General features: G+C 64.8%; 25 protein-coding genes. 11 read left to right on the top strand and 14 right to left on the bottom strand.

Going from position 1 to position 23,669, the window contains the following annotated elements; translation table 11 throughout:
- Positions 1-29: 29 nt before the first annotated feature.
- From mnmG to U1702_RS13290, 4 genes are read left to right on the top strand one after another with little or no spacing between them, the layout of a single operon-like run.
- Complete coding sequence (gene mnmG, locus U1702_RS13305; protein ID WP_332725409.1) at positions 30-1,862, top strand: tRNA uridine-5-carboxymethylaminomethyl(34) synthesis enzyme MnmG; 1,833 nt, start codon at positions 30-32, stop codon at positions 1,860-1,862.
- Positions 1,859-2,467: a 16S rRNA (guanine(527)-N(7))-methyltransferase RsmG gene (gene rsmG, locus U1702_RS13300; RefSeq protein WP_332725407.1), complete on the top strand. Its 609-nt coding sequence runs from the start codon at positions 1,859-1,861 to the stop codon at positions 2,465-2,467. The genes mnmG and rsmG overlap by 4 nt, the downstream gene beginning before the upstream one ends.
- The gene (locus U1702_RS13295; protein ID WP_332725405.1) at positions 2,464-3,243 is read left to right on the top strand and encodes a ParA family protein; all 780 of its coding nucleotides are present in this window, start codon (positions 2,464-2,466) and stop codon (positions 3,241-3,243) included. The genes rsmG and U1702_RS13295 overlap by 4 nt, the downstream gene beginning before the upstream one ends.
- Positions 3,240-4,160 carry a ParB/RepB/Spo0J family partition protein gene (locus U1702_RS13290; RefSeq protein WP_332725403.1) on the top strand — a complete coding sequence of 307 codons (921 nt, stop codon included), beginning with the start codon at positions 3,240-3,242 and terminating at the stop codon, positions 4,158-4,160. Before U1702_RS13295 ends, U1702_RS13290 begins: the two co-directional genes overlap by 4 nt.
- A gap of 41 nt (positions 4,161-4,201) precedes the next feature.
- Here the strand turns inward: U1702_RS13290 and U1702_RS13285 are convergent, their stop codons facing one another.
- The 5 genes from U1702_RS13285 to U1702_RS13265 all read right to left on the bottom strand — a co-directional run bounded on the left by U1702_RS13285 (position 4,202) and on the right by U1702_RS13265 (position 9,672).
- Positions 4,202-5,083 (bottom strand): hypothetical protein, encoded by an 882-nt coding sequence (locus tag U1702_RS13285; protein ID WP_332725401.1) that lies wholly within the window; start codon positions 5,081-5,083, stop codon positions 4,202-4,204.
- On the bottom strand, positions 5,080-6,102 hold the full coding sequence (gene holA / locus U1702_RS13280; protein ID WP_332725399.1) for a DNA polymerase III subunit delta: 1,023 nt from the start codon (positions 6,100-6,102) through the stop codon (positions 5,080-5,082). Before holA ends, U1702_RS13285 begins: the two co-directional genes overlap by 4 nt.
- Entirely contained in the window at positions 6,099-6,620 is a 522-nt protein-coding gene (gene lptE / locus U1702_RS13275; protein WP_332725397.1) for an LPS assembly lipoprotein LptE, read from the bottom strand. The genes holA and lptE overlap by 4 nt, the downstream gene beginning before the upstream one ends.
- Positions 6,617-9,121, bottom strand: a complete 2,505-nt coding sequence (gene leuS / locus U1702_RS13270) for a leucine--tRNA ligase (protein WP_332725395.1) — start codon at positions 9,119-9,121, stop codon at positions 6,617-6,619. The genes lptE and leuS overlap by 4 nt, the downstream gene beginning before the upstream one ends.
- A gap of 116 nt (positions 9,122-9,237) precedes the next feature.
- Positions 9,238-9,672 carry a DUF3576 domain-containing protein gene (locus tag U1702_RS13265; RefSeq protein ID WP_332725393.1) on the bottom strand — a complete coding sequence of 145 codons (435 nt, stop codon included), beginning with the start codon at positions 9,670-9,672 and terminating at the stop codon, positions 9,238-9,240.
- Between the two features lie 191 nt (positions 9,673-9,863).
- Here U1702_RS13265 and U1702_RS13260 point away from each other — a divergent pair, with 191 nt between their 5' ends.
- Both U1702_RS13260 and U1702_RS13255 read left to right on the top strand, forming a co-directional pair.
- A complete protein-coding gene (locus U1702_RS13260) occupies positions 9,864-10,568 on the top strand; it encodes a porin (protein WP_332725391.1) in 705 nt (234 codons plus the stop codon).
- A gap of 104 nt (positions 10,569-10,672) precedes the next feature.
- A complete protein-coding gene (locus tag U1702_RS13255; RefSeq protein WP_332725389.1) occupies positions 10,673-11,149 on the top strand; it encodes a protein-tyrosine phosphatase family protein in 477 nt (158 codons plus the stop codon).
- Between the two features lie 26 nt (positions 11,150-11,175).
- On the opposite strand, the gene U1702_RS13250 is transcribed toward U1702_RS13255, so the two are convergent.
- A complete protein-coding gene (locus U1702_RS13250) occupies positions 11,176-11,694 on the bottom strand; it encodes a thiamine phosphate synthase (protein ID WP_332725387.1) in 519 nt (172 codons plus the stop codon).
- Between the two features lie 22 nt (positions 11,695-11,716).
- Between U1702_RS13250 and U1702_RS13245 the strand changes: the two genes are divergently transcribed.
- Positions 11,717-12,385 carry a YggS family pyridoxal phosphate-dependent enzyme gene (locus tag U1702_RS13245; RefSeq protein WP_332725385.1) on the top strand — a complete coding sequence of 223 codons (669 nt, stop codon included), beginning with the start codon at positions 11,717-11,719 and terminating at the stop codon, positions 12,383-12,385.
- A complete protein-coding gene (locus U1702_RS13240) occupies positions 12,382-13,053 on the top strand; it encodes an HAD family hydrolase (RefSeq protein WP_332725383.1) in 672 nt (223 codons plus the stop codon). The genes U1702_RS13245 and U1702_RS13240 overlap by 4 nt, the downstream gene beginning before the upstream one ends.
- On the opposite strand, the gene U1702_RS13235 is transcribed toward U1702_RS13240, so the two are convergent.
- From U1702_RS13235 to U1702_RS13215, 5 genes are all read right to left on the bottom strand, one after another.
- Positions 13,050-13,472 (bottom strand): hypothetical protein, encoded by a 423-nt coding sequence (locus U1702_RS13235; protein WP_332725382.1) that lies wholly within the window; start codon positions 13,470-13,472, stop codon positions 13,050-13,052. The genes U1702_RS13240 and U1702_RS13235 overlap by 4 nt on opposite strands.
- A complete protein-coding gene (gene ribA, locus U1702_RS13230; RefSeq protein ID WP_332725379.1) occupies positions 13,473-14,528 on the bottom strand; it encodes a GTP cyclohydrolase II in 1,056 nt (351 codons plus the stop codon). It abuts the gene before it with no gap.
- A complete protein-coding gene (locus U1702_RS13225) occupies positions 14,525-15,310 on the bottom strand; it encodes an exodeoxyribonuclease III (RefSeq protein WP_332725377.1) in 786 nt (261 codons plus the stop codon). Before U1702_RS13225 ends, ribA begins: the two co-directional genes overlap by 4 nt.
- Before the next feature lie 322 nt (positions 15,311-15,632).
- Positions 15,633-16,262: a LolA family protein gene (locus tag U1702_RS13220; RefSeq protein WP_332725375.1), complete on the bottom strand. Its 630-nt coding sequence runs from the start codon at positions 16,260-16,262 to the stop codon at positions 15,633-15,635.
- An 89-nt stretch (positions 16,263-16,351) separates the two neighbouring features.
- Positions 16,352-16,810, bottom strand: coding sequence for a peptidylprolyl isomerase (locus tag U1702_RS13215; protein ID WP_332725373.1), 459 nt, complete (start codon positions 16,808-16,810; stop codon positions 16,352-16,354).
- Positions 16,811-16,930: 120 nt separating this feature from the next.
- On the opposite strand from U1702_RS13215, the gene mgtE reads away from it, so the two are divergent.
- Positions 16,931-18,319 carry a magnesium transporter gene (gene mgtE, locus U1702_RS13210; protein ID WP_332725371.1) on the top strand — a complete coding sequence of 463 codons (1,389 nt, stop codon included), beginning with the start codon at positions 16,931-16,933 and terminating at the stop codon, positions 18,317-18,319.
- A gap of 31 nt (positions 18,320-18,350) precedes the next feature.
- Positions 18,351-18,746: a DUF1489 family protein gene (locus U1702_RS13205; RefSeq protein WP_332725369.1), complete on the top strand. Its 396-nt coding sequence runs from the start codon at positions 18,351-18,353 to the stop codon at positions 18,744-18,746.
- 127 nt (positions 18,747-18,873) lie between these two features.
- Here the strand turns inward: U1702_RS13205 and msrA are convergent, their stop codons facing one another.
- The 3 genes from msrA to pabB all read right to left on the bottom strand — a co-directional run bounded on the left by msrA (position 18,874) and on the right by pabB (position 22,901).
- Positions 18,874-19,548 (bottom strand): peptide-methionine (S)-S-oxide reductase MsrA, encoded by a 675-nt coding sequence (gene msrA, locus U1702_RS13200; RefSeq protein WP_443026847.1) that lies wholly within the window; start codon positions 19,546-19,548, stop codon positions 18,874-18,876.
- Between the two features lie 357 nt (positions 19,549-19,905).
- Positions 19,906-21,105: a pyridoxal phosphate-dependent aminotransferase gene (locus U1702_RS13195; protein WP_332725367.1), complete on the bottom strand. Its 1,200-nt coding sequence runs from the start codon at positions 21,103-21,105 to the stop codon at positions 19,906-19,908.
- A 32-nt stretch (positions 21,106-21,137) separates the two neighbouring features.
- A complete protein-coding gene (pabB, locus tag U1702_RS13190; RefSeq protein ID WP_332725365.1) occupies positions 21,138-22,901 on the bottom strand; it encodes an aminodeoxychorismate synthase component I in 1,764 nt (587 codons plus the stop codon).
- 77 nt (positions 22,902-22,978) lie between these two features.
- Here pabB and U1702_RS13185 point away from each other — a divergent pair, with 77 nt between their 5' ends.
- Positions 22,979-23,647, top strand: a complete 669-nt coding sequence (locus U1702_RS13185) for an MBL fold metallo-hydrolase (protein WP_332725362.1) — start codon at positions 22,979-22,981, stop codon at positions 23,645-23,647.
- Positions 23,648-23,669 lie beyond the last annotated feature (22 nt).

The following is a 23,669-nucleotide window of genomic DNA, read 5'->3' as shown; positions in this document are numbered from 1 at the left end:
CGTCGCGCGCACAGCGCTATCGCTCCGGCATGCGTGCATGGGACGTTGTAGTCATCGGCGGCGGCCATGCCGGGACCGAGGCGGCCGCTGCGGCTGCCCGCATCGGCGCACGCACCGCGCTGGTGACGTTCGATCCCGCGATGATCGGCGCAATGTCCTGCAATCCCGCAATTGGCGGCTTGGGCAAGGGGCATCTGGTGCGCGAGGTCGACGCCCTGGACGGCCTGATCGCGCGTGCAGCCGATCGGGCGGCGATTCACTATCGTCTGCTCAACCGCTCAAAGGGACCCGCGGTGCAGGGGCCGCGCGTGCAGGCCGATCGCACGCTTTATGCCGCAGCGATCCAAGACATGCTGGCGGCGCAGTCGGGTCTGGAGATTGTCGCGGGGGAGGCCGTCGGCCTTATCCTCGACGGGGGAAGGGTGACCGGTATTCGCCTCGACAGCGGGGAGGATATTGGCTGTGCGGCGCTGGTTCTCGCCAGCGGGACGTTTCTCGGCGGACGCATCTTCCGAGGCGAAGAGCGTGAGATAGGCGGTCGCGTCGGTGAGCGGGCTGCGACCGCGCTGGGCGTGCAGTTGCGCGAATGCGGTTTGCCGATCACCCGCTTGAAGACCGGCACGCCGCCACGCCTGGATGGGCGCACGATCGACTGGGCGCGGCTGGAGGAGCAACCCTCCGACGCCGATCCGTGGCGCATGTCGCCGCTGACCGATACGCCGCGCCTGCCGCAGATCGCCTGTGCCATCAGCCGGACGACGCACGACACGCACGACATCATCCGAGGGGGTCTCGACCGTTCGCCCCTGTTCAGCGGGGCGATTGAGGGCGGGGGGCCGCGTTACTGTCCGTCGATTGAGGACAAGATTTTTCGTTTTGGCGACCGCGACGGGCATCAGGTGTTTTTGGAGCCGGAGGGGCTCGACACGCATCTGGTCTATCCCAATGGCCTGTCGACCTCCCTGCCCACCGACGTGCAGCAGGCGATGATCGCGTCGATGCCGGGGCTGGAACGCGCGACAATCGTCACGCCGGGTTATGCGGTGGAGTATGACCATGTCGATCCCCGCGCGTTGTCCGCGACGCTGGAGAGCCGGGCGCTGCCGGGGTTGTTCTGTGCCGGACAGATCAACGGGACCACCGGTTACGAGGAGGCGGCGGCACAGGGATTGATGGCGGGGATCAATGCGGCCGCGCTTGCACTGGGTCGCGCGCCGACGCTGTTGCCACGCGACCTGAGCTATATTGGCGTCATGATCGACGATCTGACGTTGCAGGGCGTGACCGAGCCCTATCGCATGCTGACGGCGCGCGCGGAGTATCGGCTGCGGTTGCGCGCGGACAATGCCGAGACGCGGCTGGCTTCGCTTGGCGAAGCGGCGGGCTGTATCGGGACGGTGCGGGCTGCGCATCAGGCGGCGCGACGGACCCGGCGGGCGGCACTCGATTCGGCGTTTGCCGTGACTCGCACGGCCAGCGAGCTGGCGCGTGGGGGGGCGCCCGTCTCACAGGATGGTGCCCGTCGCACGGCATTTGAATGGCTGCGGTTTACCGGGGTGTCGCTCGATCATCTCGGCTTGGGCGATATCGAACACGATGGCCTGATGGGCGAACTAATCGAGGATGCCCGTTACGCACCCTATCTCGAGCGACAGTCGGCGGAACAGCTGGCGCTGGACCGGTCGGATGGGGCGAGCATCCCGGCTGCGCTCAATTACGGTGCCATCCCCGGCCTCTCGAACGAGATGGTCGAGCGTCTGACTGCTGCGCGACCCGCGACGATAGGCGATGCGGCACGTGTGCGCGGGATAACGCCCGCAGCAGTAACCGCCATCATGCTGCATGTTCGGCACGCTGCATGACCGAGGATGAAGCACGAAACTGGATTCGCGAGCGTTACGATGTTTCACGTGAAACAAAGCTTGCTGCGTTCGTCGATTTGCTGGTCGAGGCGTCGGCAGCTCAAAATCTGATCGCGCCATCCACGCTGACGCGGATCTGGGCGCGGCATATCGTCGATTCGGCGCAGCTGCTCGATCATGCGAGGACGGGAGCTTGGCTAGATATCGGTAGTGGGGCCGGGCTGCCCGGCATCGTGATCTCCATCTTGCGTGCCGATCCGGTCGAGCTGGTCGAGCCGCGCAAGCTTCGCACCGCATTTCTGGATCATGTCATTAGGTCACTCGCGCTAGACCATGTGACTGTTGTTACCGCAAAAGTTGAGCGCGCGATCGGACCGCCAGTCGCCGCGATTACGGCGCGCGCCGTAGCCCCGCTGGACGAAATCTTCCGGATGGCCGCCCACCGCGCCGACCGAGAAACAGTCTGGGTGCTGCCAAAAGGGCGAAACGCCGAATCGGAGGTGGAAGTGGCGCGCCACGCGTGGCAAGGTTCGTTCCACGTGGAACCGAGCATTACGGCTCCCGACTCGCTCATCGTCGTCGCCAGAGAGGTTCGCCCAAGATGATCTGCATCGCCATTGCGAATCAGAAGGGCGGGGTGGGCAAAACAACGACAGCAATTAATGTCGGCACCGCGCTCGCCGCTACCGGACAACGCGTGCTGCTCCTGGATCTCGATCCGCAGGGCAATTGCTCGACCGGCCTGGGCATTAACCGGTCAGAGCGTGCCCATTCCACCTATGATCTTCTCGTTGGCGACCTGACGCTTCAGGAAGTGGTGGTCGCCACCCGCGTGCCGGGCCTCGACATCGTACCTGCCACGGTCGATTTGTCAGGCGCGGAAATCGAGCTGGTCGAGTTCGATTCGCGCACGCATCGGCTCGACAAGGCGATCGAACGCAGCGAATCGCGTTGGGACGTGATTCTGATCGATTGTCCGCCCTCGCTGGGGCTGCTGACGATCAATGCGATGGTCGCGTCGGACGCGTTGCTGGTGCCGCTGCAATGCGAATTCTTTGCGCTGGAGGGGTTGAGCCAGCTGCTCAATACGGTCGAGCGCATCCGCAGCCGCTTCAACCCCGGCCTGTCGATCCTAGGGGTCGTGCTCACCATGTACGATCGCCGCAACCGGTTGACAGATCAGGTGTCAGACGACGTTCGCGCTGTGCTGGGCAAGGTGGTTTTCGACACGGTGATCCCGCGTAACGTGCGGCTGTCGGAGGCACCCAGCCACGGCCTGCCCGCGCTGATCTACGACTATCGCTGTGCCGGGTCCGAAGCCTATATCGCGCTCGCCCGCGAAGTGATCGATCGCCTGCCCAAGCTCAGGAAGGCCGCATGACCGAAGAACAGACGCCCGCTCCGCCCGCCGCACTCACACGCAAGAACCGCCCCAGCCTTGGCCGCGGGCTCAGCGCTTTGCTCGGCGATGTCGAGCGAGAGGAACCGGTTGGGGCAGGGGGCGAGACCTCGTCCGGCGTGCGGATGCTTCCGGTCAGCTCGATGTCGCCGCATCCCGAACAGCCGCGCCGCCATTTCGACGAGGATGCGCTGGAGGAACTGGCCAAGTCGATCGCCGCGCGCGGGCTGATTCAGCCGATCGTCGTGCGCCCGCATGGCAAGGATTATCAGATCGTCGCCGGTGAGCGCCGCTGGCGTGCCGCACAGCGCGCGCGATTGCACGAGGTGCCGGTGATCGTCCGCGACCTGGACGAGGCCGAAACGCTCGAAATCGCGATCATCGAGAATATCCAGCGCGAGGACCTCAATGCGATCGAGGAGGCGGAGGCCTATGCCAAGCTGATCGGCGCGTTCGGCCATACGCAGGAGGCGCTGGCCCGCATCGTCAACAAGTCGCGCAGCCATATCGCCAATCTGCTGCGGCTGCTCGACCTGCCGCCGACCGTGCGGCAACGCGTGGTCGAGGGACTGCTGACGATGGGGCATGCCCGCGCGCTGATCGGCGCGCCCGATCCGGAGCGGCTGGCGCGCATCGTAGTCGAGCGTGACCTGTCGGTACGCGATACCGAGAAGCTGGCGCGCGAGTCGAAACCGCGCGCCGCCGGAAAAGAAGGCGGGAGCAAGCTCAGCGGTGTCGCCAATGCCGATATTGCAGCACTCGAACGTCAGCTCGGTGATGTGCTCGGCCTCAACGTCAAGATCAGCTTCGGCGACAAGGGCGGGGCAATGACATTGGCCTATTCGACGCTCGATCAGCTCGACATGATATGTCAGCGGCTCACGGGCGAGAAAATATAGTTAAATCATTCACTTAATGTGGGCCGCATCATTCGGACGTGCTATTTTTCGGCCGGAGTCGCGCGTACTGGCCGTCGCTCGATCGTCCGTTCGTCAGTCTCGCGCTGCGACCAGCCGTCGGCGCGCTTCGTCTCGATCTGCGTCACACTCGTTCGGCGTCGCACGTTCCCGCCATCCGCTTCAAACGTCACCGTGACCGTTCCCGTAATTTGCTCATCCGCCCGCGCCTTCAAGGCAGTTTCCAGCGTCACCGGCTTGCGCATCAAATTTCCAACGATCACATCGGACTCAGCCCGCGTTCGGCGCACGGCTTCGGGATCGATCTCCAGGACGACGCGAAAGTCGTTCGATGGCGTGTGTGTCAGCCTGCCAGCCTCGCGTACACCCGTCTCCCGATAAAGCGCACCCTCACGCAGATCGGTACTGCTTAAGTCGAGCGCGTCGATGATTTTCAGCACCGTTTGCGGATCGCACTCGATGCGAAACGCATTCCAGGTGAAGATCACGCGTCCGCAATCGTCTTTGGACAACTCCGCTTTCGCTAGCCATATTTCCAACCGGGCTTCGAGTTCCGCGCGATTGAGCAACACTGTTCGCCCGGTCGAGCCCCTCAAAACTCGTGCGGGAAACTGCCACTCCCGCGCCCTGTCGTCTGCTGTTGCGTCGGGCGGCAAGTCATATTCCAGTTCCACACCGCTATCGCGTATCGCGATCACGCGCTCGAAAATCGACGTGCTGCCGTTCGAGCTTCCCGACGACTTATCGCTGGCCTGTGAAGTCGTCCGATAACTGTGGGTGAGCTCATAGGTATCACCGGCTTCCTGTCCCGATGGCGAGGCAAAGGCGGGCGGTAGCGACAGCAGGACCATCATGGCGGTTCCGGCCTTCTTTGCGCGCGAATGCCTGTTGCCGAGCTTCGTCACCGCGAGCGCGCTGCCGCCCGCGCCAGCGTCGTCAACGCGTCGTCGGCCAGAACCTGGCCCGCGCTGCCGCCCGCGCGCGTGATTGCCCGTTCGGCCTCACGCACCCGCTCCACGCCGCGCGCCAGCATCGCGCTGTTCCAGCGACGCAGCGCGATCTTGGTGCTCATCTCCTCCTTGAAAAACACGCGGTATTTCTTGACCACTTCGTCTGGCGATGCACCGCGATCGACATCGGCGCGCATCTCAGCGAGGTTCATCAGCCGTCGTACCAATTGCCGCAACAGCGGGATCGACGACACGCCGGCATGCTCCAGCCGGGCCAGATCCACGCCGATTTCCGCCGCGCGACCCTCAACCACCGCCTCAATCGCGCCGAACATTTCGGCCTCGCCCAGATCGGCCCCGATCGCCTCAAGTGCCGCCAACCCAGCCTCACGCGGGCGATCGGGTGCGGCATCCAGATAGATCGACAATTTCTCGATTTCGCGGGCCAGCACGGCGCGGTCGCCACCCGACATCGCCGCCAGCCGCTCGGCCACGCCACCGATCAGCCGCAACCCGTTTTCGCGCGCGATTCCCGCCGCCAGCTGGCTGGTATTGCGCGCATCGGGGACGTAGCAGGCATGCGCCATCACCGACGGCGCGGGCAGCCCCAGTTTGAGCAGCCGTCCGGTCCCCTTCAGCGCGCCGCCGACCGCCACGACCGGGTTCCCCGCAACATCGGAATCGATCAGCAACCGCACTGCCTCGGTCGAATCGTCGTCCATCGCAGTCACGCGGATATAGCGGGCATCGCCGAACAGCGACATCGACGCGGCTTCCTCGGCCAGTCGCCCGGGATTTGCTTTCAGCGACGCGCCCTCGATATCGACACGTTCGGCCCCGCCGCCCATCGCTCGCCCCAACCGCGCGGCGAGGTCGTTCGCGCCCGATTCGTCGGGGCCATAGAGCAGAAACAGGCGGATATCCGGCCCCGGCTTGTCCAGCCGGGCGCGAATCTGGGCCTCGCTGGCCTTCACTTCGCCCCGGTGGCCGGACCCGCGCTCGAACGCGCATAACGAGCGAGCCGGGCAACGATCTGATCGGCGATGATGCCGGACAGCCGCTCCAGCGCAGTGCGCTCGGCCGCGATGGTGGCATATTCCGAACTGGCGACGTCAATGCCGGCGTCCGATCCGGCGGTCGCATCCAGCACCACTTGTCCGGTCGCCAGCTCGACCAGCTGATAGCGCGCGCGCAACGTCCGCCGCTCACGCGTCACCACATCGTCGCGCCGCACGCCAAGCCCGATGATCTGGTCGTCCAGCTTGATCTCCAGCCGGTAGCGCGGCGTCCCGCTCGCCGTCGCTTCGATCCGGTCGCGCACCGCGTTGGATACCAGCCAGCCCGATTCGCCCTCGATCGGGGCGACTTCGACGCCCGACAGCATCGTCTGCACCGGCCCCGCAACCCCGCCGCCGTAAAGCGGGCGCAGACCACAGCCCGAGAGTGCGGTCAGCGCCAGAACGGCGGCCGAAAGCTTCAGACGCTTGCTCATGCGACGATATTCACCAGGCGATCCGGCACCACGATTACCTTTTTCGGCGTTGCACCTTCCAGAATGCGCTGCACATTGGCGTTTGCCAAGGCCATCGCCTCCAATACGTCCTTCGCTTCGCCCTTTGCCGCCATTATCGTGTCGCGCAGCTTGCCGTTGACTTGCAATGCGATGGTCACTTCGTCATCGACCAGCAGTGCTGGATCGACTTGCGGCCAGGCCGCGTCGGCGATCAGCCCGTCCTCATCCATCGCGGCCCAGGCTTCCTCGGCCAGATGCGGCGTCATCGGCGCGGCGAGCAGGATGATCGTGCGGATCGCGGTGGCGCGCGATGCGGACGGCGCGGCGCGTTCGATCGCGTTGACCAGCGCATAGAGCTTGGCCACCGCCTTGTTGAATTGCAGCCCCGCGATATCCGTTGCGACCCCGGCGATGGTCTGGTGCAGGATGCGGTCGAGCGGCTTGTCCTCACCCTCCCATGCCTCAAGCTGGGCAAACAACCGCCACAACCGCTGGACGAAGCGCCATGCGCCATCGATCCCGTTCTCGGTCCACTCCAGATCGCGTTCGGGCGGCGAATCCGACAGCACGAACCAGCGCACGGCATCCGCGCCATATTGGTCGACGATCGGTTCGGGATCGACGGTGTTCTTCTTGGATTTGGACATCTTCTCGATGCGGCCGACCGTTGCCGGACCGCCGCCCGATGTCTCGACCCAGATATCGCCCTTGCGCGACACTTCGCCCGGCGACAGCCAGCGGCCATCGCTCGACTTGAACGTCTCGTGCGTCACCATCCCCTGGGTAAACAACCCCTCGAACGGCTCGGCGATGTCCAGCATGCCGATATGCTTCAACGCCCGTGTCCAGAAGCGCGCATAGAGCAGATGCAGGATCGCGTGCTCGACCCCGCCGATATACTGGTTCACCGGCAGCCACTGCGCCACCACCGCCGGATCGAACGGCTTGTCCGTTGGCTGGCTGGCGAAGCGGATGAAATACCAGGACGAATCGACGAAGGTGTCGAGCGTATCGGTCTCGCGCCGCGCCGCGCCGCCGCAGCTCGGGCAATCGATCTTGCTCCATGTCGGGTGCCGGTCGAGCGGATTGCCGGGAATGTCGAACGTCACATCTTCGGGCAGCACCACCGGCAGCTGGTCCTTCGACACCGGCACCGCACCGCACGCATCGCAATGGATGATCGGGATCGGCGTGCCCCAGTAACGTTGCCGAGACACGCCCCAGTCGCGCAGCCGCCAGACAGTGGTGCCATGACCCCAACCGCCCGCTTCGGCGCGCTGGATCACCTCGCGCTTGGCATCGACCACGTCCATGCCGTCGAGGAAATGCGAGTTCACCAACGTGCCCGGCCCGGAATAGGCCTCCGCATCGCTAAACTCAGGTTCGGTCTTGTCGCCTTCCGACACCACCCGCCGGATCGGCAGCTGGTACTTCGTCGCAAATTCAAAATCGCGCTGATCGTGCGCCGGCACGCCGAATACCGCGCCGGTGCCGTAATCCATCAGCACGAAATTGGCGATGTAGACCGGCAATTCCCACGCCGGGTCAAAGGGATGCGTCGCGCGCAGCCCGGTATCGAGGCCCAGCTTCTCCTGCGTCTCGATCTCCGCCGCAGTCGTCCCGCCCAGCTTGCACTGTTCGATAAATGCCGCGACCGCCGGGTCGCCCTCGGCCAGCGCCCGCGCGATCGGATGGTCCGCCGCGATCGCGACGAAGCTGGAGCCGAAGATCGTGTCGGGACGCGTGGTGAACACCTCGACCGTGGCGCCGTCCGACAATGCAAAGCGAAACTGCAGCCCCTGCGACTTGCCGATCCAGTTCTCCTGCATCAGCCGCACCTTGTCCGGCCATTTGTCGAGGGTGTCCAAACCCTCCAGCAGCTCGTCGGCGAAATCGGTGATCTTCAAAAACCACTGGTTCAGCTTGCGTTTCTCGACCAGCGCGCCGGAGCGCCAGCCGCGCCCGTCGATCACCTGCTCGTTCGCCAGCACTGTCGCGTCGACCGGATCCCAGTTAACCGTCGATTCCTTGCGATAGACCAGCCCGGCGTGCAGCAGGTCGAGGAACAGCGCCTGTTCATGCCCGTAATAATCCGGCTCGCACGTTGCCAGCTCGCGGCTCCAGTCGATCGCCAGCCCCAGCCGCTTCAGCTGCGCGCGCATCGTCGCGATATTGTCGCGGGTCCAGCCGCCGGGATGGACCTTCTTCTCCATCGCCGCATTCTCGGCCGGCATGCCGAATGCATCCCACCCCATCGGATGCAGCACTTCCATCCCCTTCATCCGGCGATAACGGGTGAGCACATCGCCCATCGTGTAGTTGCGGACATGCCCCATATGGATGCGCCCCGACGGATAGGGGAACATCTCCAGCACATAGGATTTGGGCTTGGGCGAATGGTCGTCCGCCACAAACGTGCGGCGTTCGTCCCAAACCGCCTGCCACGCCGAATCGGCCTTCAGCGCGTTGAACCGCGACATTCTTTATCCTTGGGTTTCGGTGCCGGCCCGCTCCCCCTCCCGGCCACCCAGCGAAATTACCTTATGGGTGGCCGGGAGGGGGAGCGGGCCGGCACCGCCACTAAATCAAGAAACGCTTAACCCGCGATAGCAGCGCGGCGGAGATCCCGTGCTCGCGTAAGGATGATGTCCTCAAGCTTCTGCACCGTCGCGGCCTCGACCGGCGAATCGACCCACTGGCCACCGCGATTGACCTGACGCAGCGCCGCGACGCGTAGCGCATCGGCGCGCAGATCTTGGTCGAGGATCGTGATGGTCAGCTTCATCCGCTCGGTCGGCATGTTCGGGTTGGCGTACCAGTCGGACACGATCACGCCGCCGTTCGAATCGGTCTGAACCAGCGGCATGAACGAAATCGTGTCGAGTGCGGCGCGCCACAGATAGGCGTTTACGCCGATCGTGGTGACTTTCGATGCGGCCAGATCGGCACGCGGCCGGTCTCCGCCGCCGCCACATGCGGTCAGGGTCAGGGCTACGCTGCCCAGGATCGCAGTGCGCAACAGGCGGGTCATCGGCATCTTCCTATGGGAAATATCATGTTCAGGGGGCATCTATAGATACTGGGGCGTCCGCCGCAAGCGCAAGCGGCTGTGCGTCTTGTGCAACACTTGGGGCGAAAAGCGATTCAGGTGGTGGAACATCCGGCCTCGATCATGGTAGGCGCAATGTGAGTATAGGGGTTGAAATGAGCGTTCGGCGACTCATGGCAGGAATCGGGATCGGCACGCTTGGCGTGGCCGGCCTTGCTGTCGCGCCTGCGCTTCTCGCCCAGACCGCACCACAGCAGCAGCGAATCGCCCAGAAACGCGCGCCTGCGATCACCAGCATCGGTACCTTCACCCCCGCCGCCGGCGATCCCAAGCTCGCCGCCGCGCTCGCACGCAGCGGCCTGTCGGGCAGCGGGTTCCGCTTCACGCCCGCCGATTCGGCACGCTCGACCAGCCGCAGCGTCACCGTCGCGGTGCGCGCGCGTAACAGCCGTTCGGGCACTGCTCTTGCCGATCGTGGTGCCGCAGCACCCGCCACCGTCACGCTTCAGCCCATCGCCTATAATCTGGGCGTGTCGGTGGGCTGGAAGCGCTTCAGCATTGCGGGCGACCTGTCCAAACTCGATTTGGCCGGCCAGCCGGGCAGCCGCGAATCGGCTGAAGTCGGCGTGGCTTACACCGGCAAGCGTGTCGCTGGCCGGATCAAGGCCGGGGCCGAGCGTCCGCTCACCAGCACGCCACGCCTGATCGCCGACGATCCGAACTATTCGATCGACGTCGGCGGTTCCTACTCGCTGACCCGCAACCTCGATCTGACTGCGGGCGTCCGCTACAAGTCGGAAGAGAATCGCCTGCCGCAGCTGACCGACAATCGTCGCGACAGCCAGGCGGTGTACGTCGGAACCGCCATCCGCTTTTAATTATTCGGCTGAAGTCTGTTTGGCGGCATGAGCGGGACACCCGCTCGTGGAGCAGGCTGGTCATATTCACGCCAAATCACATAAAATGTTTGGATTGTGGGCGCATGCCATCTGATCTCTATTGGATCGACGCTTCGGGTAGCGGGCTCGCAATTATGGCGCGACCGCGTGCTGGCTACTGGCTGGAAGATGAAATCGATCACTGGCAACGGTCCGGCGTCGGCATTGTCGTCAGTTTGCTCAAAGCCGAAGAAGTTACCGATCTCGGTCTAGAACGGGAGATTGAACTCTGCGAAAAGGCTGGCGTTCGGTTCTTGTCATTTCCGATACCGGATCGTGGCCTGCCTTTCGATCCTGATACCGCCATGCGGTTTGCTGCCGAAATTGCAGATATGCGGAAACCCGTCGCGATCCATTGCCGTGCAGGCATTGGTCGTTCGTCGATCATGGCGGCCGCCGTTCTCGTCAGTGAGGGTGTCGATCCCCAATCAGCTTTGGCAGCGATCGAAAAGGCAAGAGGCTTGCCGATCCCGGACACGGAGGAGCAACGGGTGTGGGTTATGGGGCTGGAGAAAAGCTGAGCATCGGGAAGGAGCCGACTTCGCACTCACCCCATCCACGCATCGATCCCCGCCCAGCCATCAACACCCAGTGGCCTAATCCCTCGCCACCGCCGCTCATCCATCCCACCCAGCGCGATTACCGGCACCTGCAACCCACGGATCATCAACCCCAGCCGCACCGGCCCTAGCGCCCGCGCACCGGGATGCGAGCGCGTCGAGTAGACCGGCGACACGAACAGCAATTCCGCCCCGGCCCGAATCGCCGAGACAGCCTCCCGCCGCGAATGCACGGGTGCCGTCATCGCGCCACGATGCCGCCCGTGCGTTCCCGCCGCCCCACAGCCCAGTCGTTCGCACCCCGCGACCACCAGCGTCAGTCGGCGTCGCCGCGCAATCCGCCGAATTCTCGCGAACAACGCCCGTCGCTCCGCCAAACTCGCATGATAATGCCGCAGGATCACCCCCGACCCCGGCGGCAACGCTTCCAGCGCGGCCCACAACCCGCTGCCCAACCGCGGGTCGGTCATCAGCCAGCGCTGCGGGAGGGGGTGGCGGCGGTGCATCGCCCCTCCTATAGCGCCGCTCATGGCTTCCGACACTGCAGACACCCGCCTTTCCGCTATCCATGATCGCATCGCAGTGGCGGCAAAGACCGCCCGCCGCGATCCGACCGAGGTGACTCTCATTGCGGTCTCCAAGACGCACGATGCCGCCGCGATCCGCCCGCTGATTGCCGCCGGTCAGCGCGCGTTCGGCGAGAATCGCGTGCAGGAGGCGGCCGCCAAATGGCCCGAACTTCGTGCCGAGACCCCCGGCATCGCGCTCCACCTCGTCGGCCAGCTACAATCGAACAAGGCACGCGACGCGGTCGAGCTGTTCGACGCGATCCACTCGGTCGATCGCCCCTCGCTCGTTACCGCGCTGGCCACGGCGATGGCGGAGACCGGCAAACATGTGGATTGCTTCATTCAGGTCAATATCGGCGACGAACCGCAAAAGGGCGGCTGCGCGGTCGCCGGTCTGCCCGCGCTGCTGGATATGGCACGCGAGGCAGGTCTCCCAGTCGCCGGGCTGATGGCCGTCCCGCCGTTCGATCTCGATTCGGCTCCCTATTTTGCGCTGCTGGCGAAACTCGCGCGCGATCATGGCCTGTCCGGTCTCAGCATCGGCATGTCCGACGATTTCGAGACCGCGGTCACGATCGGCGCAACGCATGTCCGTGTCGGCACCGCGCTGTTCGGGGCGCGCGCATGATCGCAACTCGGTTTCAGGGCATTATCTTCGATTTCGACGGCGTGCTGCTGGAGAGCGAATATGACGGCAACCGCCATATCGCCGACTATCTGACCGGCATCGGTCACCCGACCACGACCGAGGAGTCGATGACGAATTTCATGGGGCTGGCGGATACCGCATTCATCGATGCGATCGAGCGCTGGATCGGCCGCCCGCTTCCCGACGACTTCCACGAGATCCGCAAAATCGAGAACCGCCGCGTCATGGCCGAAGGCGTCCCCGCAGTCGCCGGTGCCATCGCCTTCATCCGCGCGCTGCCCGATGCGCTGCCGCGCGCGATCGCCTCGTCCAGCTCGACCAAATGGATCGCGGCGCATCTCGACCATCTCGGCATTCGCGACGCATTCGACGGACGCATCTTCAGCGGGCGAGAACATGTGCGACATGGCAAGCCGGCACCCGACATCTATCTGCACGCCGCCGCCAATATCGGCATCGACATCTTGGAGTCCGTGATTCTGGAGGATTCGCCCGTTGGCGCGACCGGTGCGGTCGCGTCGGGTGCGCACGTCATCGGGCTATGCGCGGGCAGCCATTGCGGAATCGGCCACGACGCCCGCCTGCGCGCGATCGGCGTTCACGACATCGCGCATGATTTCGGCGAGGTTGTCCGGCTGATCGCCTAGCCGAGCATGAACGCGCGAAAGGCGATCGCGTCCTCCAGCGCATTATGCGGCACCGCGCTCATTCGCGCCGCATCGAACCCGGCCGGGTCGCATAGCTCGAACCGGATATGCGCGATGGGATGGCGGAAGCCGGGCCGTGCGATCAGCGCCATCGCGGCATGCGCGATATCCTCGGGCCAGTCGGCGATCAGCACCGGATCGGGATCGCGCGATAGGTAAGCGCTCATCGCTCGACCCAATTCCGCATGCGTGACTTGTTCCACGTGAAGCACCGGCAATACATGCGCCGCCACCCACGGTGTCGGCTGCGGACAATGCACCGCCGCGTAAAAGGGCGCACTGCCATCCTCCGGCGCCAGCGCCAGTGCGATCAGCGCGCCGCCGAAGCCGTTAAACTCCGCGTCGAGATAATAGCGCATCTAGAGCTGATGCCCGGTGCGGTCGCGCTTGGTCGCGAGATAACGTTCGTTGTGCGGATTGGGCGGCAGGCTGTGCGCTACGCGCTCCGCCACCGCGACTCCCGCCGCCTCAAGCCCCGCCACCTTCTGCGGATTATTGGTCAGTAGTCGCACGCGATCCTGCCCCAACAGCTTCAGCATACGCCCCGCGACACCGAAATCGCGGGCATCGACCGCGAATCCCAGCCTGGTATTGGCATCGACCGTATCGAAACCCTGATCCTGCAACGCATAGGCGCGCAGCTTGTTGATAAGGCCGATCCCGCGCCCCTCCTGTCGCAGATAGAGCAGGATTCCCCAGCCTGATTCGGCAATCGCATGGATCGCGGCATGCAATTGCGGTCCGCAATCGCATTTCAGGCTCCCGAGCACGTCGCCGGTCAGGCATTCGCTGTGCAACCGCACCAGCGGCGGATGGCCGTCCGGCTGTCCGATCAGCAGCGCGATATGCTCGTCGGGCGATTCGGGGGTGCGAAACGCGACGATCTCGGCGTCTTCCGCCCCCGCCACCGGCAGCCGCGCGCGGGTGACGATGCGCAGTCGTGCCGGGTCTTCATGCGCATCGATATCGGCGGGGGTGATGGCCCCCTCACCACCCTCGCGCACGAAGAAGGCCGGGATCAGCCCCGCGATCCGCGCCAGCCGTAAAGCCGCCGCTGCCGCATCGGGCACCAGCGGCGGGATTGCGCGAAACGGCCCCTTCAACGGGGTTGCCAGATCGAGTTGGGGGTCAGCCAGCGCCACCGCGCCGTCGAAATCGAGCCACGGCGCTCGCCGCACCAGCACGGGTGCATCCGGCACCGCCGCATCGAGCTGATTGGCCAGCTTGAGCGTCACCGCGCGCCCGGCAGAGATCAGCACGGGTGCGGTGGCGTCGGGGTCAAACTCAGCCAATCGCGCCGCGTCGCCCGTCTCGATCGCCAGCAGCGACAGCGTGCCGCTGCTCCCGCGAATGGCGATCGGCCATCCCCGGCGCAGCGCGTCGATGGCGCGCGCGACGGACCGCGCGTCGCTCAAAAATCGAACTCGGTGACGATGGGGACATGGTCGGACGGTTTCAGCCACCCCCGCACCGGCTCACACACACGATGTGCGGTCGCCTTGGCCGCGACGTCGCGGCTCGCCCACATATGATCGAGCCGCCGCCCGCGATCCGACGCCGCCCAGTCCTTTGCGCGATAGCTCCACCAGGTGAAGCAACGTTCGGGTGCGGGGATGAAGGTGCGACCCAGATCGACCCAGTCGTTCGCCGCCTGAAGTCGTGCCAGTGCCGCCACCTCGATCGGGGTATGGCTCACCACGTCCAGCAGCTGCTTATGGCTCCACACGTCGCATTCCAGCGGCGCGATATTGAAATCGCCGGTGACGATGGAGGGAATGCCCGACAACCCCTCCGACCAGCGCGTCATCCGCTCGATGAAATCCAGCTTCTGCCCAAATTTCGGGTTTAACTCGCGATTCGGAATATCGCCGCCTGCGGGCACATAGACATTCTCCAGCCGCACGCCGTTCGGCAATCGCACGCCGACATGCCGCGCCTCGCCATTGGCCTGCCAGTCGAAGCGGTCGTCCTCGACCAGCGGCACGCGCGACACGATGGCGACGCCGTGATGCATCCGCTGGCCATGAATGATGATGTGGTCGTAACCCAGTTCGTCCAGCGGGCCGTGCGGGAAATCCCCGTCGATCACCTTGGTTTCCTGAAGACACAGGATATCGGGCGCTTCCTCGCGGAGGAATTGCTGGACGATTTCCATACGGAAACGGACGGAGTTGATGTTCCAGGACGCGATCTTCATGTCGCGCGGGATGTAGTCGCGTTCCTTTTGTCGCGCCAGAGTAGGTTGCCTGTCTGCCGCACCAGTCCGTTCCCACTCCCGGCCATCCAGCGCCAAGCATCCTATGGGTGGCCGGGAGGGGGAGCGGGCTGGTGCGGCACGCGCTGCAAAGCGCCAAAAAGCCAAAGGCCCCCGCTCCGGGGGCATGGAGCGAGGGCCGACCTGGCGTTCGTCACGCAGGCAGGAAGGGGTATTTTTCGGGCAACAGGGGGAAAATCCCGAAAGCCCCATCCGCAATTTCCGTCTTAACGCCGCGAATCTGTCGCCAGCATGAATGCCGCGGTCAGCGGCGCCCGCCGGTCTTCCGCGGATCGTTCCAGCGGAACGCTCCGTCGCTGATCGGCGCGTTGAAGCGCTGGTTGCTCAAACGGACGGTGGTGCGGTTGTTCTGCGAATCCAGCGCGACCCAGCCCTGCAGCATCAACCCGCCGGGTGCGCTGGCGTTGCGCGCGAACACCATTGTCAGCCGCCCGAATTCGGGCCGCTTGGGATCGTGCGCCTCGATGCTCACGACCTGCGGGTTTCCGGTCGGCACGACCTTGGCATAACGCGACAGGTCGCGGTCGGAATCGAGCAGCACGCCCAATGGCGAGTTCTTGACTGGCCAGCGCGACACCTGTCGCACCGAATAATCGATGAACCACAAGGCGCTGCCGTCGCCGACGATCAACAGCGGCACGCCCTTTTCATATTGAAAACGGATCTTGCCGGGCTTTTTCAGCGTCAGCTGGCCGTTCAGCGTCTTGCCGACGCGATCGGTCTGCGCGAACGCCGCCGTCATCGTCTGTGCGGCTTTCAGATGCTGTTGCACCTGCGCGAGCGTGCCCGTTTGCGCGACGGCGGGCGTTGCGAAGGGAAGGGTGATGGCGGCCAGTGCCGCCAGCGTCGGAATGTTCATGGTGTTGCGAAACATCCCGTTCCCCTGCCGGTTCCCCGTTGAACGGGTTGTGAATAGCGCGGCAATGCCGGTCCGCACAGTTGGCGGACCGGGATTGCCGCGACTTACGCTTCGGTGCGTGCCTTGACGATCTTGCCCGGATTGCGCGGTGGTTCGCCCTTGGGCAGTGCGTCGACATGCTCCATGCCTTCGGTCACTTCGCCCCACACGGTGTACTGCCCGTCGAGGAAGGTGGCGTTGTCCAGACAGATGAAGAATTGCGAATTGGCGGTGTTGGGATCGTTGGTGCGCGCCATCGAGCATACGCCGCGGACGTGCGGCTCGCGGCTGAACTCGGCTTTCAGGTTCGGCTCCTTCGATCCGCTCATGCCGGTGCCGGTGGGATCGCCGCCTTGCGCCATGAAGCCGTCGATCACGCGGTGGAACACCACCCCGTCATAAAAACCGCTATCGGCCAGCTTGGCGATACGCTCGACATGGCCGGGGGCGAGGTCGGGACGCAGCTTGATCGTCACCTCACCGCTGTCGAGGGTCAGGTTGAGGCGCGTGGGAAGGTCGGACATAAACTAGAAAGCTCCAGGGATTTGGGATTGGCTTGCCCCGCACCTAGGGATGCACGCCGCCGGTTGCAAATAATGGACGTTCGACCCTAGAGGGACGGCAGGCGCCAGACGGAGGGCTCGATGACCGACGAGACCGAAACCACCGACGCGCCGCGCGAGTCGCACGAACGCCTCAGCCCCGATTTCGTCCGCAATGTGCTCGATCTGGTCGAGGCGGGCGACGTCGAGGCGGCGCGCGACAAGGTCGAGCCGCTCCACCCCGCCGATATCGCCGATCTGGTCGAGCTGACGCCCGCCGATCGCCGTCGTGCGCTCGCCGCCGCGATCGCCGGGCTGATCGACGGCGACGTGCTGGCGGAAATGAACGACTGGGTCCGCGAAGACCTGATCGACGCGCTCGAACCCCATGAAGTCGCCGACATCGCCGCCGAACTCGATACCGACGACGCTGTCTCTATCATCGAGGACATGGACGACGAGGATCAACGCGCAGTGCTGCGCGCGCTCGATCCCGACGATCGCGCCGCGATCGAGGAGGCCTTGTCCTTCCCCGAGGAATCCGCCGGTCGCCTGATGCAGCGCGACCTGATCGCGGTGCCGGAGCATTGGACGGTCGGCGACGTGCTCGATTATCTGCGCGGCGACGACGATCTGACGACGGATTTCTGGGAAATCTTCGTCGTCGATCCGGCGCACAAGCCGGTCGGTGCCTGCGCGCTGTCATGGATCCTGCGCACCCCGCGCAACGTTGCGATCGCCGACGTCATGAAGCGCGAACAGACGCTGATCCCGGTGGCGATGGATCAGGAAGAGGTCGCGCTGCTCTTTCAGAAATACGCACTGATCTCGGCCGCCGTCGTCGATGACAGCGGGCGGCTGGTCGGCATGGTCACCGTCGATGACATCGTCCACATCATCTCCGAGGAAGCAGGCGAGGATGCGCTGCTGCTGTCCGGCGCGGGCGACGGCGACATCAACGAGCCGATCCGCGATACCTATACGTCGCGCGTGCGCTGGCTGATCGCAAACCTGTTCACCGCGCTGCTCGCCTCGTTCATCATCGCCCAGTTCGGCGCGGCGATCGAACAGATGGTGGCGCTGGCGGTGCTGATGCCGATTGTCGCCTCGATCGGCGGCAATGCGGGAACCCAGACGATGGCGATTGTCGTGCGCGCGCTCGCCACCAATCAGCTGACGCAATCGAACACGATTCGCACGATCAAGCGCGAGATTCTGGTGGCATTGCTGAATGGCGGGACGATCGCGGTGCTGATCGGCTTGGGCGCGGGGCTGGTGTTCGGCAACGCGGCGCTGGGCGGGGTGATCGCGGCGGCGATGGTCATCAACATTCTGGTCGCCGGGCTGGCCGGGGTGCTCGTGCCGCTCGCGCTCGACCGGATGAAGCAGGATCCGGCGGTATCGTCCTCGGTGTTCGTGACGATGGTCACCGATTCGATGGGCTTTTTCGCGTTCCTCGGGCTGGCGGTTGCGGTCGGGCTGACGGGTTGATCGCGGGCAGTTCGCGCCCCAGATGAAGCCTATGCCGCTTCATCTCACCAAGGTTGCGTTCGGGGTCAGCAGCGTCGAGCATCTGCGCGACCGCCTCGCGGACCGCGGTCGCGCCGGGCCGGTCGAGCTGACCACGCGCTACAAGCCCAAGCGGTTCGAGGAGATCGCCGGCGGCTCGCTATTCTGGATCTGGAAGCACCAGCTGATCGCGCGATCGCCGGTCCTCGGCTTTGGTGAGGCGGAGGGCGGTCGCACCGCGATCCTGCTCGATCCCGAACTGGTCCTCGTCACGCCCCAGCCAAAGCGCGCGCATCAGGGCTGGCGCTATCTCGCGGACGAAGATGCACCGCGCGACCTTGGCACCGGCGACATGGCGTCATTGCCCGGCGAACTGGCGGGAAAGCTGGCGGAATTGGGTCTCGTCTGAGCGCGCAGCGCTTTAGTATTTATCTCACACAAAGGCACGACGGCACAAAGGAGAAGGATATTCCCCTTCTTTCCTTTTGGTGCCTTCGTGCCTTTGTGTGAGCAATTCTTCTTGCCGCTAACGCGGCTTAGCGCACCAGCGCCGGAAATGCCGCCCGGAACGCCGCCACCTTGGGCTTGTCCCAGCGCACGATATAGCCGTGCGTCGGATTGCGCCGTGCGAAATCCTGATGCTCGGCCTCGGCCAGATAATATTGGCCCTGCTCGATTTTCGTAACGATGGGCGCGCCATAGACTCCCGCCCGGCCAAGCTGCGCGATGTAAGCGCGCGCCACCCGGTCCTGCCCGGCATTCTGTGGAAAGATTGCCGACCGATAGCTAGGCCCCGTATCCGGCCCCTGCCGGTTCAGCTGGGTCGGATCGTGCGCGACCGAGAAATAAATGCGCAGCAGCGTCGCATAGCTCACCACCCGTGGGTCATAGACGATGCGGATCGCCTCGGCATGGCCGGTGCGCTCGGTCGAGACCTGCGCATAGGTGGCCGTCGCTTTCGTGCCGCCGGCGTAGCCGCTGGTGACGGCCTTCACGCCCTTCACACCCTCGAACACCGCTTCCAGGCCCCAGAAGCAGCCACCCGCCAGCACCGCGACCTGATTGCCCGGCGCGGGTGCGACATCGGTGGCGGCGGCCGGGATCGCCACAGCCTTTTCGGCAGCGGCGAACACCGGCGGAATTACGCCAGTGGCGTTCATTACGCCAAGGCTTGCAAGACCGGCCACGGCAAGGGCGGCGGCGCGGCGCATCAGAAGAGCGTCGTCGCCGCGACCTGCTCAATATTCAGCGCGACCATGCCAATCGCGCCAAGCGAGAAGCCCGCGAGAAAGCGGTGAAGAAATGCGGATTTGAACATCGCACGCATGAGTTATTCCTTTGGCTTGATGGGCGGCGGTCAAAACCGCTGCCCGCGAATCCAAGCGCTGTTTTAGCTGAGCCAGATGAACTGCATCTGGCCATCCTGTTCACAGGTTCGTTCAGAAACCGGAAAAGGTTTCAGGATTTTTGTTGAGAAGTGCGGCACCAGCCCGCTCCCCCACCCGGCCACCCATCAAGATACACTGGCGTGGGTGGCCGGGTGGGGGAGCGGGCCGGTGCCGCCTAACTTACCGAAGATTCGCGCACGCTTCCTGAATCCGTCCGCACGCCTCGGTCAGGATCGCCTCGCTGGTCGCATAGCTGATGCGTAGCGCGGGCGAGAAACCGAACGCCGCGCCATGCACCGCCGCCACCCGCGCATCGTCGAGCAGATAGGTTATCATCGCCTCGTCGGTGTCGATCAGCGCACCCTTGGGCGTGATCTTGCCGATCAGCGCGCTGAATTCGGGATAGACGTAGAATGCGCCCTCCGGCGTCGGACAGTTCATGCCGTCGATCTGGTTGAGCATGCCGACCACCAGGTCGCGGCGCTTCTGAAACGCGTCGTTGCGACCCTTCAAAAACGACTGGTCGCCGTTCAGCGCCGCCACCGACGCAGCCTGAGAGATGCTGCACGGGTTCGAGGTCGACTGCGACTGGAGTTTGCCAATCGCCTTGATGAGCCATGTCGGCCCGCCCGCATAACCGATGCGCCAGCCGGTCATCGCATAGGCCTTCGACACGCCATTGGCGGTCAGCGTGCGGTCGAACAGCGTGGGACAAACTTGCGCGATCGTCGCAAACTCGAAGCCGTCATACAGGATATGCTCGTACATATCGTCGGCATAGATCAGCACATGCGGGTGCCGCTCCAGCACCTCGCCCAGCGCCTTCAGCTCGGCGGCGCTGTATGCGGCACCGGTCGGGTTGGACGGCGAGTTGAGCACGACCCATTTGGTCCGGGCGGTGATCGCGGCCTCAAGCTGTTCGGGCCTGATCTTGTAACTCTGGTCCGCCCCGGCGCTGATGAACACCGGTTTGCCCCCGGCGAACTCGACCACATCGGGATAGCTGACCCAATAGGGCGCCGGGATGATGACCTCGTCGCCCGCGTCGATCGTCGCGCAGAATGCGTTGAACAGCGTATGCTTGCCGCCGGCATTCACGCTGATCTGGTTCTCGGCATAGGTCAGGCCGTTGTCTCGCGCATATTTGGCGATCACCGCCGCCTTCAGTTCGGGCGTGCCATCGACATTGGTGTATTTGGTCACGCCCTTCCGGATCGCCTCGATCGCGGCCTCTTTGACGAAATCCGGCGTGTCGAAATCGGGCTCGCCCGCGCCCAGCCCGATCACGTCGATGCCCTGGCGCTTCAGGTCCAGAACGCGGCTGGTCATGGCGAGCGTGGCGGAGGGCTGGATACGGCCGAGTGCGGCGGAGGTCTGCATGGCGTGATACCTGTCTGGAGGAAACGCGCGCGCTATAGGTCCGGCAACGCCTCTTCCGCAACCGTAACAGCCGCAACGAGTCCGCGCAGTGCGTTGCCGATAAAGAAGCCGCTGGTCAGGTCGGCGGGCGTCAGGTCCGCCTCGATCGCGCGGCCCGCCTCGACCAGCTCGGCGCGCAGTACCCCCGGAAGCAAGCCGCGCGAGGATTTCGGGGTCAGCAACACGTCGTCGTGGCGCACGAAGATCGAGGTGAAGCTGCCCTCGGTCAGATAGCCGTCCGCGTCGATATAGATCGTCTCGAATACCCCCTCGATGCGGGGATAGATGCGACGGTCGCTGGTTTTGTGCACCAGACGAAAGTCGCGCGGCGCAACTGTCAGGGGTCGGATCGCCACCGTCACCGGCCCGTCCGGCGCTGGCGGCATCGGCGCGGTGCCGATCGCCACATGCCCTTTCGCCGACAGCATCAGCCGCACGCGCGCCGCCTCGCGCAGCCGAAACGTCGCCGCCTGCAATTCGTTGCGCACGGCATGCCGGTCGAACGCAAAGCCGAAGACTTCCGCGCTCGCCTTCATCCGAGCCAGATGCCGTTCGAGCAGCGCGATGCCGTCATTCGGATCGAACGCCATCGTCTCGATCAGGTCGAAGCGCCGCTGTCCCCGCGTCAGGAACGCGCCCTTGGCCAAGCACTCGTCCCATTCCTCGCCCGCCCGCGAATCCGCTACCACGCCCGATCCCAGTCCAATCGTGGCGACATCCGCGCCTTCGGCCAGATGCAATGTCCGAATCGCCACGTTGAACGCCGCGTCGCCATTGGCGTCGATCCGCCCGATCGAACCCGTATAGGCACCCCGTGCGTCCGCCTCGACCGCGCCGATCACCTCCATCGCGCGGATTTTCGGTGCGCCGGTCACCGATCCGCACGGGAAGGTCGCGGCGATCACCTCTCCCACGCTGGTCCCCGCCGCCAGCTTCGCCGACACGGTCGACACCATCGTGTGCAGCGTCGGATAGGTCTCGACCTTGAACAGCTCCGGTACCGTCACGCTGCCCGGTTCGGCAATGCGGGTCAGGTCGTTGCGCATCAGGTCGACGATCATCAGATTTTCGGCCCGCTGCTTGGGATCGCTCGCCAACATGGCCTTCGCTTCGGCATCCTCCTCCGGCGTCACCCCCCGCCGCGTCGTCCCCTTCATCGGGCGTGCGATCAGCTCGTTGTCACGCAGCGCGAAAAACAATTCCGGCGAAAACGACAGCAACCACTCGCGGCCGGTCCACACGATCCCGCCATAGCCCGCCGCCGCCCGCCCGCGGATCGCGGCATAGGCCGCCAACGGATCGCCGATCACCCGCACGGTGGCGCGAAACGTCAGATTCGCCTGATAGATATCGCCCGCTTCGATCCAGTCATGCACGCGGGCAAAAGCGGCACCATAATCGGTACGGCTGATCCCCGGTCGCGGTCGCCCAACCCACGCCCCTGCCGGATCGGGCAACAGCGCAGCGACATCATCCGCCGCGATCGTCTCAAACCCGTTGAACAGCCCGAACCACAGCAACGATCCCGAATTTGCCGGAACCCCCAGTTTCGGCTCCAGCGCATGCCCCGCCTCATAGGCGATATACCCCGCCGCGTTCAGCCCCTCGGCCCGCGCTGCATCCAGCGCCGTCAGCGCCCCCGCAATCTCGCCCGCCGTCTCCGCCACGATCGTCCGCACCGGCGCGCGATACAGCCGCGCCGCCTCACCCCCCGGCCGGGCATCGTCGAGCAATACGAAGGGGGCGTCGAAGCGCATCGTCCGCCCATGCAATCCCGCGCGCGTCGCGGCAAGCCTCTGTTGCCGCATGGCGTCACCCCGCCTATCTCCGGCGCATGAACGCCCCCAACCCTCCGCTCCGCGCCGCGATCATTCCGGTCACCCCGCTGCAACAGAACTCGACCCTGTTGTGGTGCACCGAAACCATGCGCGGCGTGTTCACCGATCCCGGCGGCGACCTCGATCGCTTGAAGGCGGCGGCACAACAACATGGCGTCACGATCGAGAAATTGCTGATTACCCACGGGCATATCGACCATTGCGGTGAAGCCGGCATCCTCGCCAAGGAACTGGGCGTGCCGATCGAGGGGCCGCATGAGGCTGACCGTTTCTGGATCAGCCGGCTGGAGGACGATGGCCGCAGCTATGGCGTCAACGGCAAGCCGTTCGAGCCCGACCGCTGGCTGGTCGATGGCGACACGGTGACGGTCGGCAACCTCACGCTCGACGTCTATCACTGCCCCGGCCACACCCCCGGCCATGTCATATTCCACCACCCGGCGTCGAACCTCGCCATCGTCGGCGACGTGATCTTTCAGGGTTCGATCGGTCGCACCGATTTCCCGATGGGCAATCATCAGGACTTGCTCGATGCGATCACCTGCAAGCTGTGGCCGCTGGGCGGCGACACGGTCTTCGTCCCCGGCCATGGCCAGCCCAGCACCTTTGGGCAGGAGCGCAAGACCAATCCGTTCGTTGCGGATTCGGTGCTCGCTCAACATTAAACCATCTGGTTGACAATATCGG

This window comes from Sphingomonas sp. LT1P40, assembly GCF_036663835.1.
Classification (GTDB): Bacteria; Pseudomonadota; Alphaproteobacteria; order Sphingomonadales; family Sphingomonadaceae; genus Sphingomonas.
Note: the sequence above shows the minus strand (reverse complement) of the source record. Positions and strands in the feature narration are given on the sequence as shown.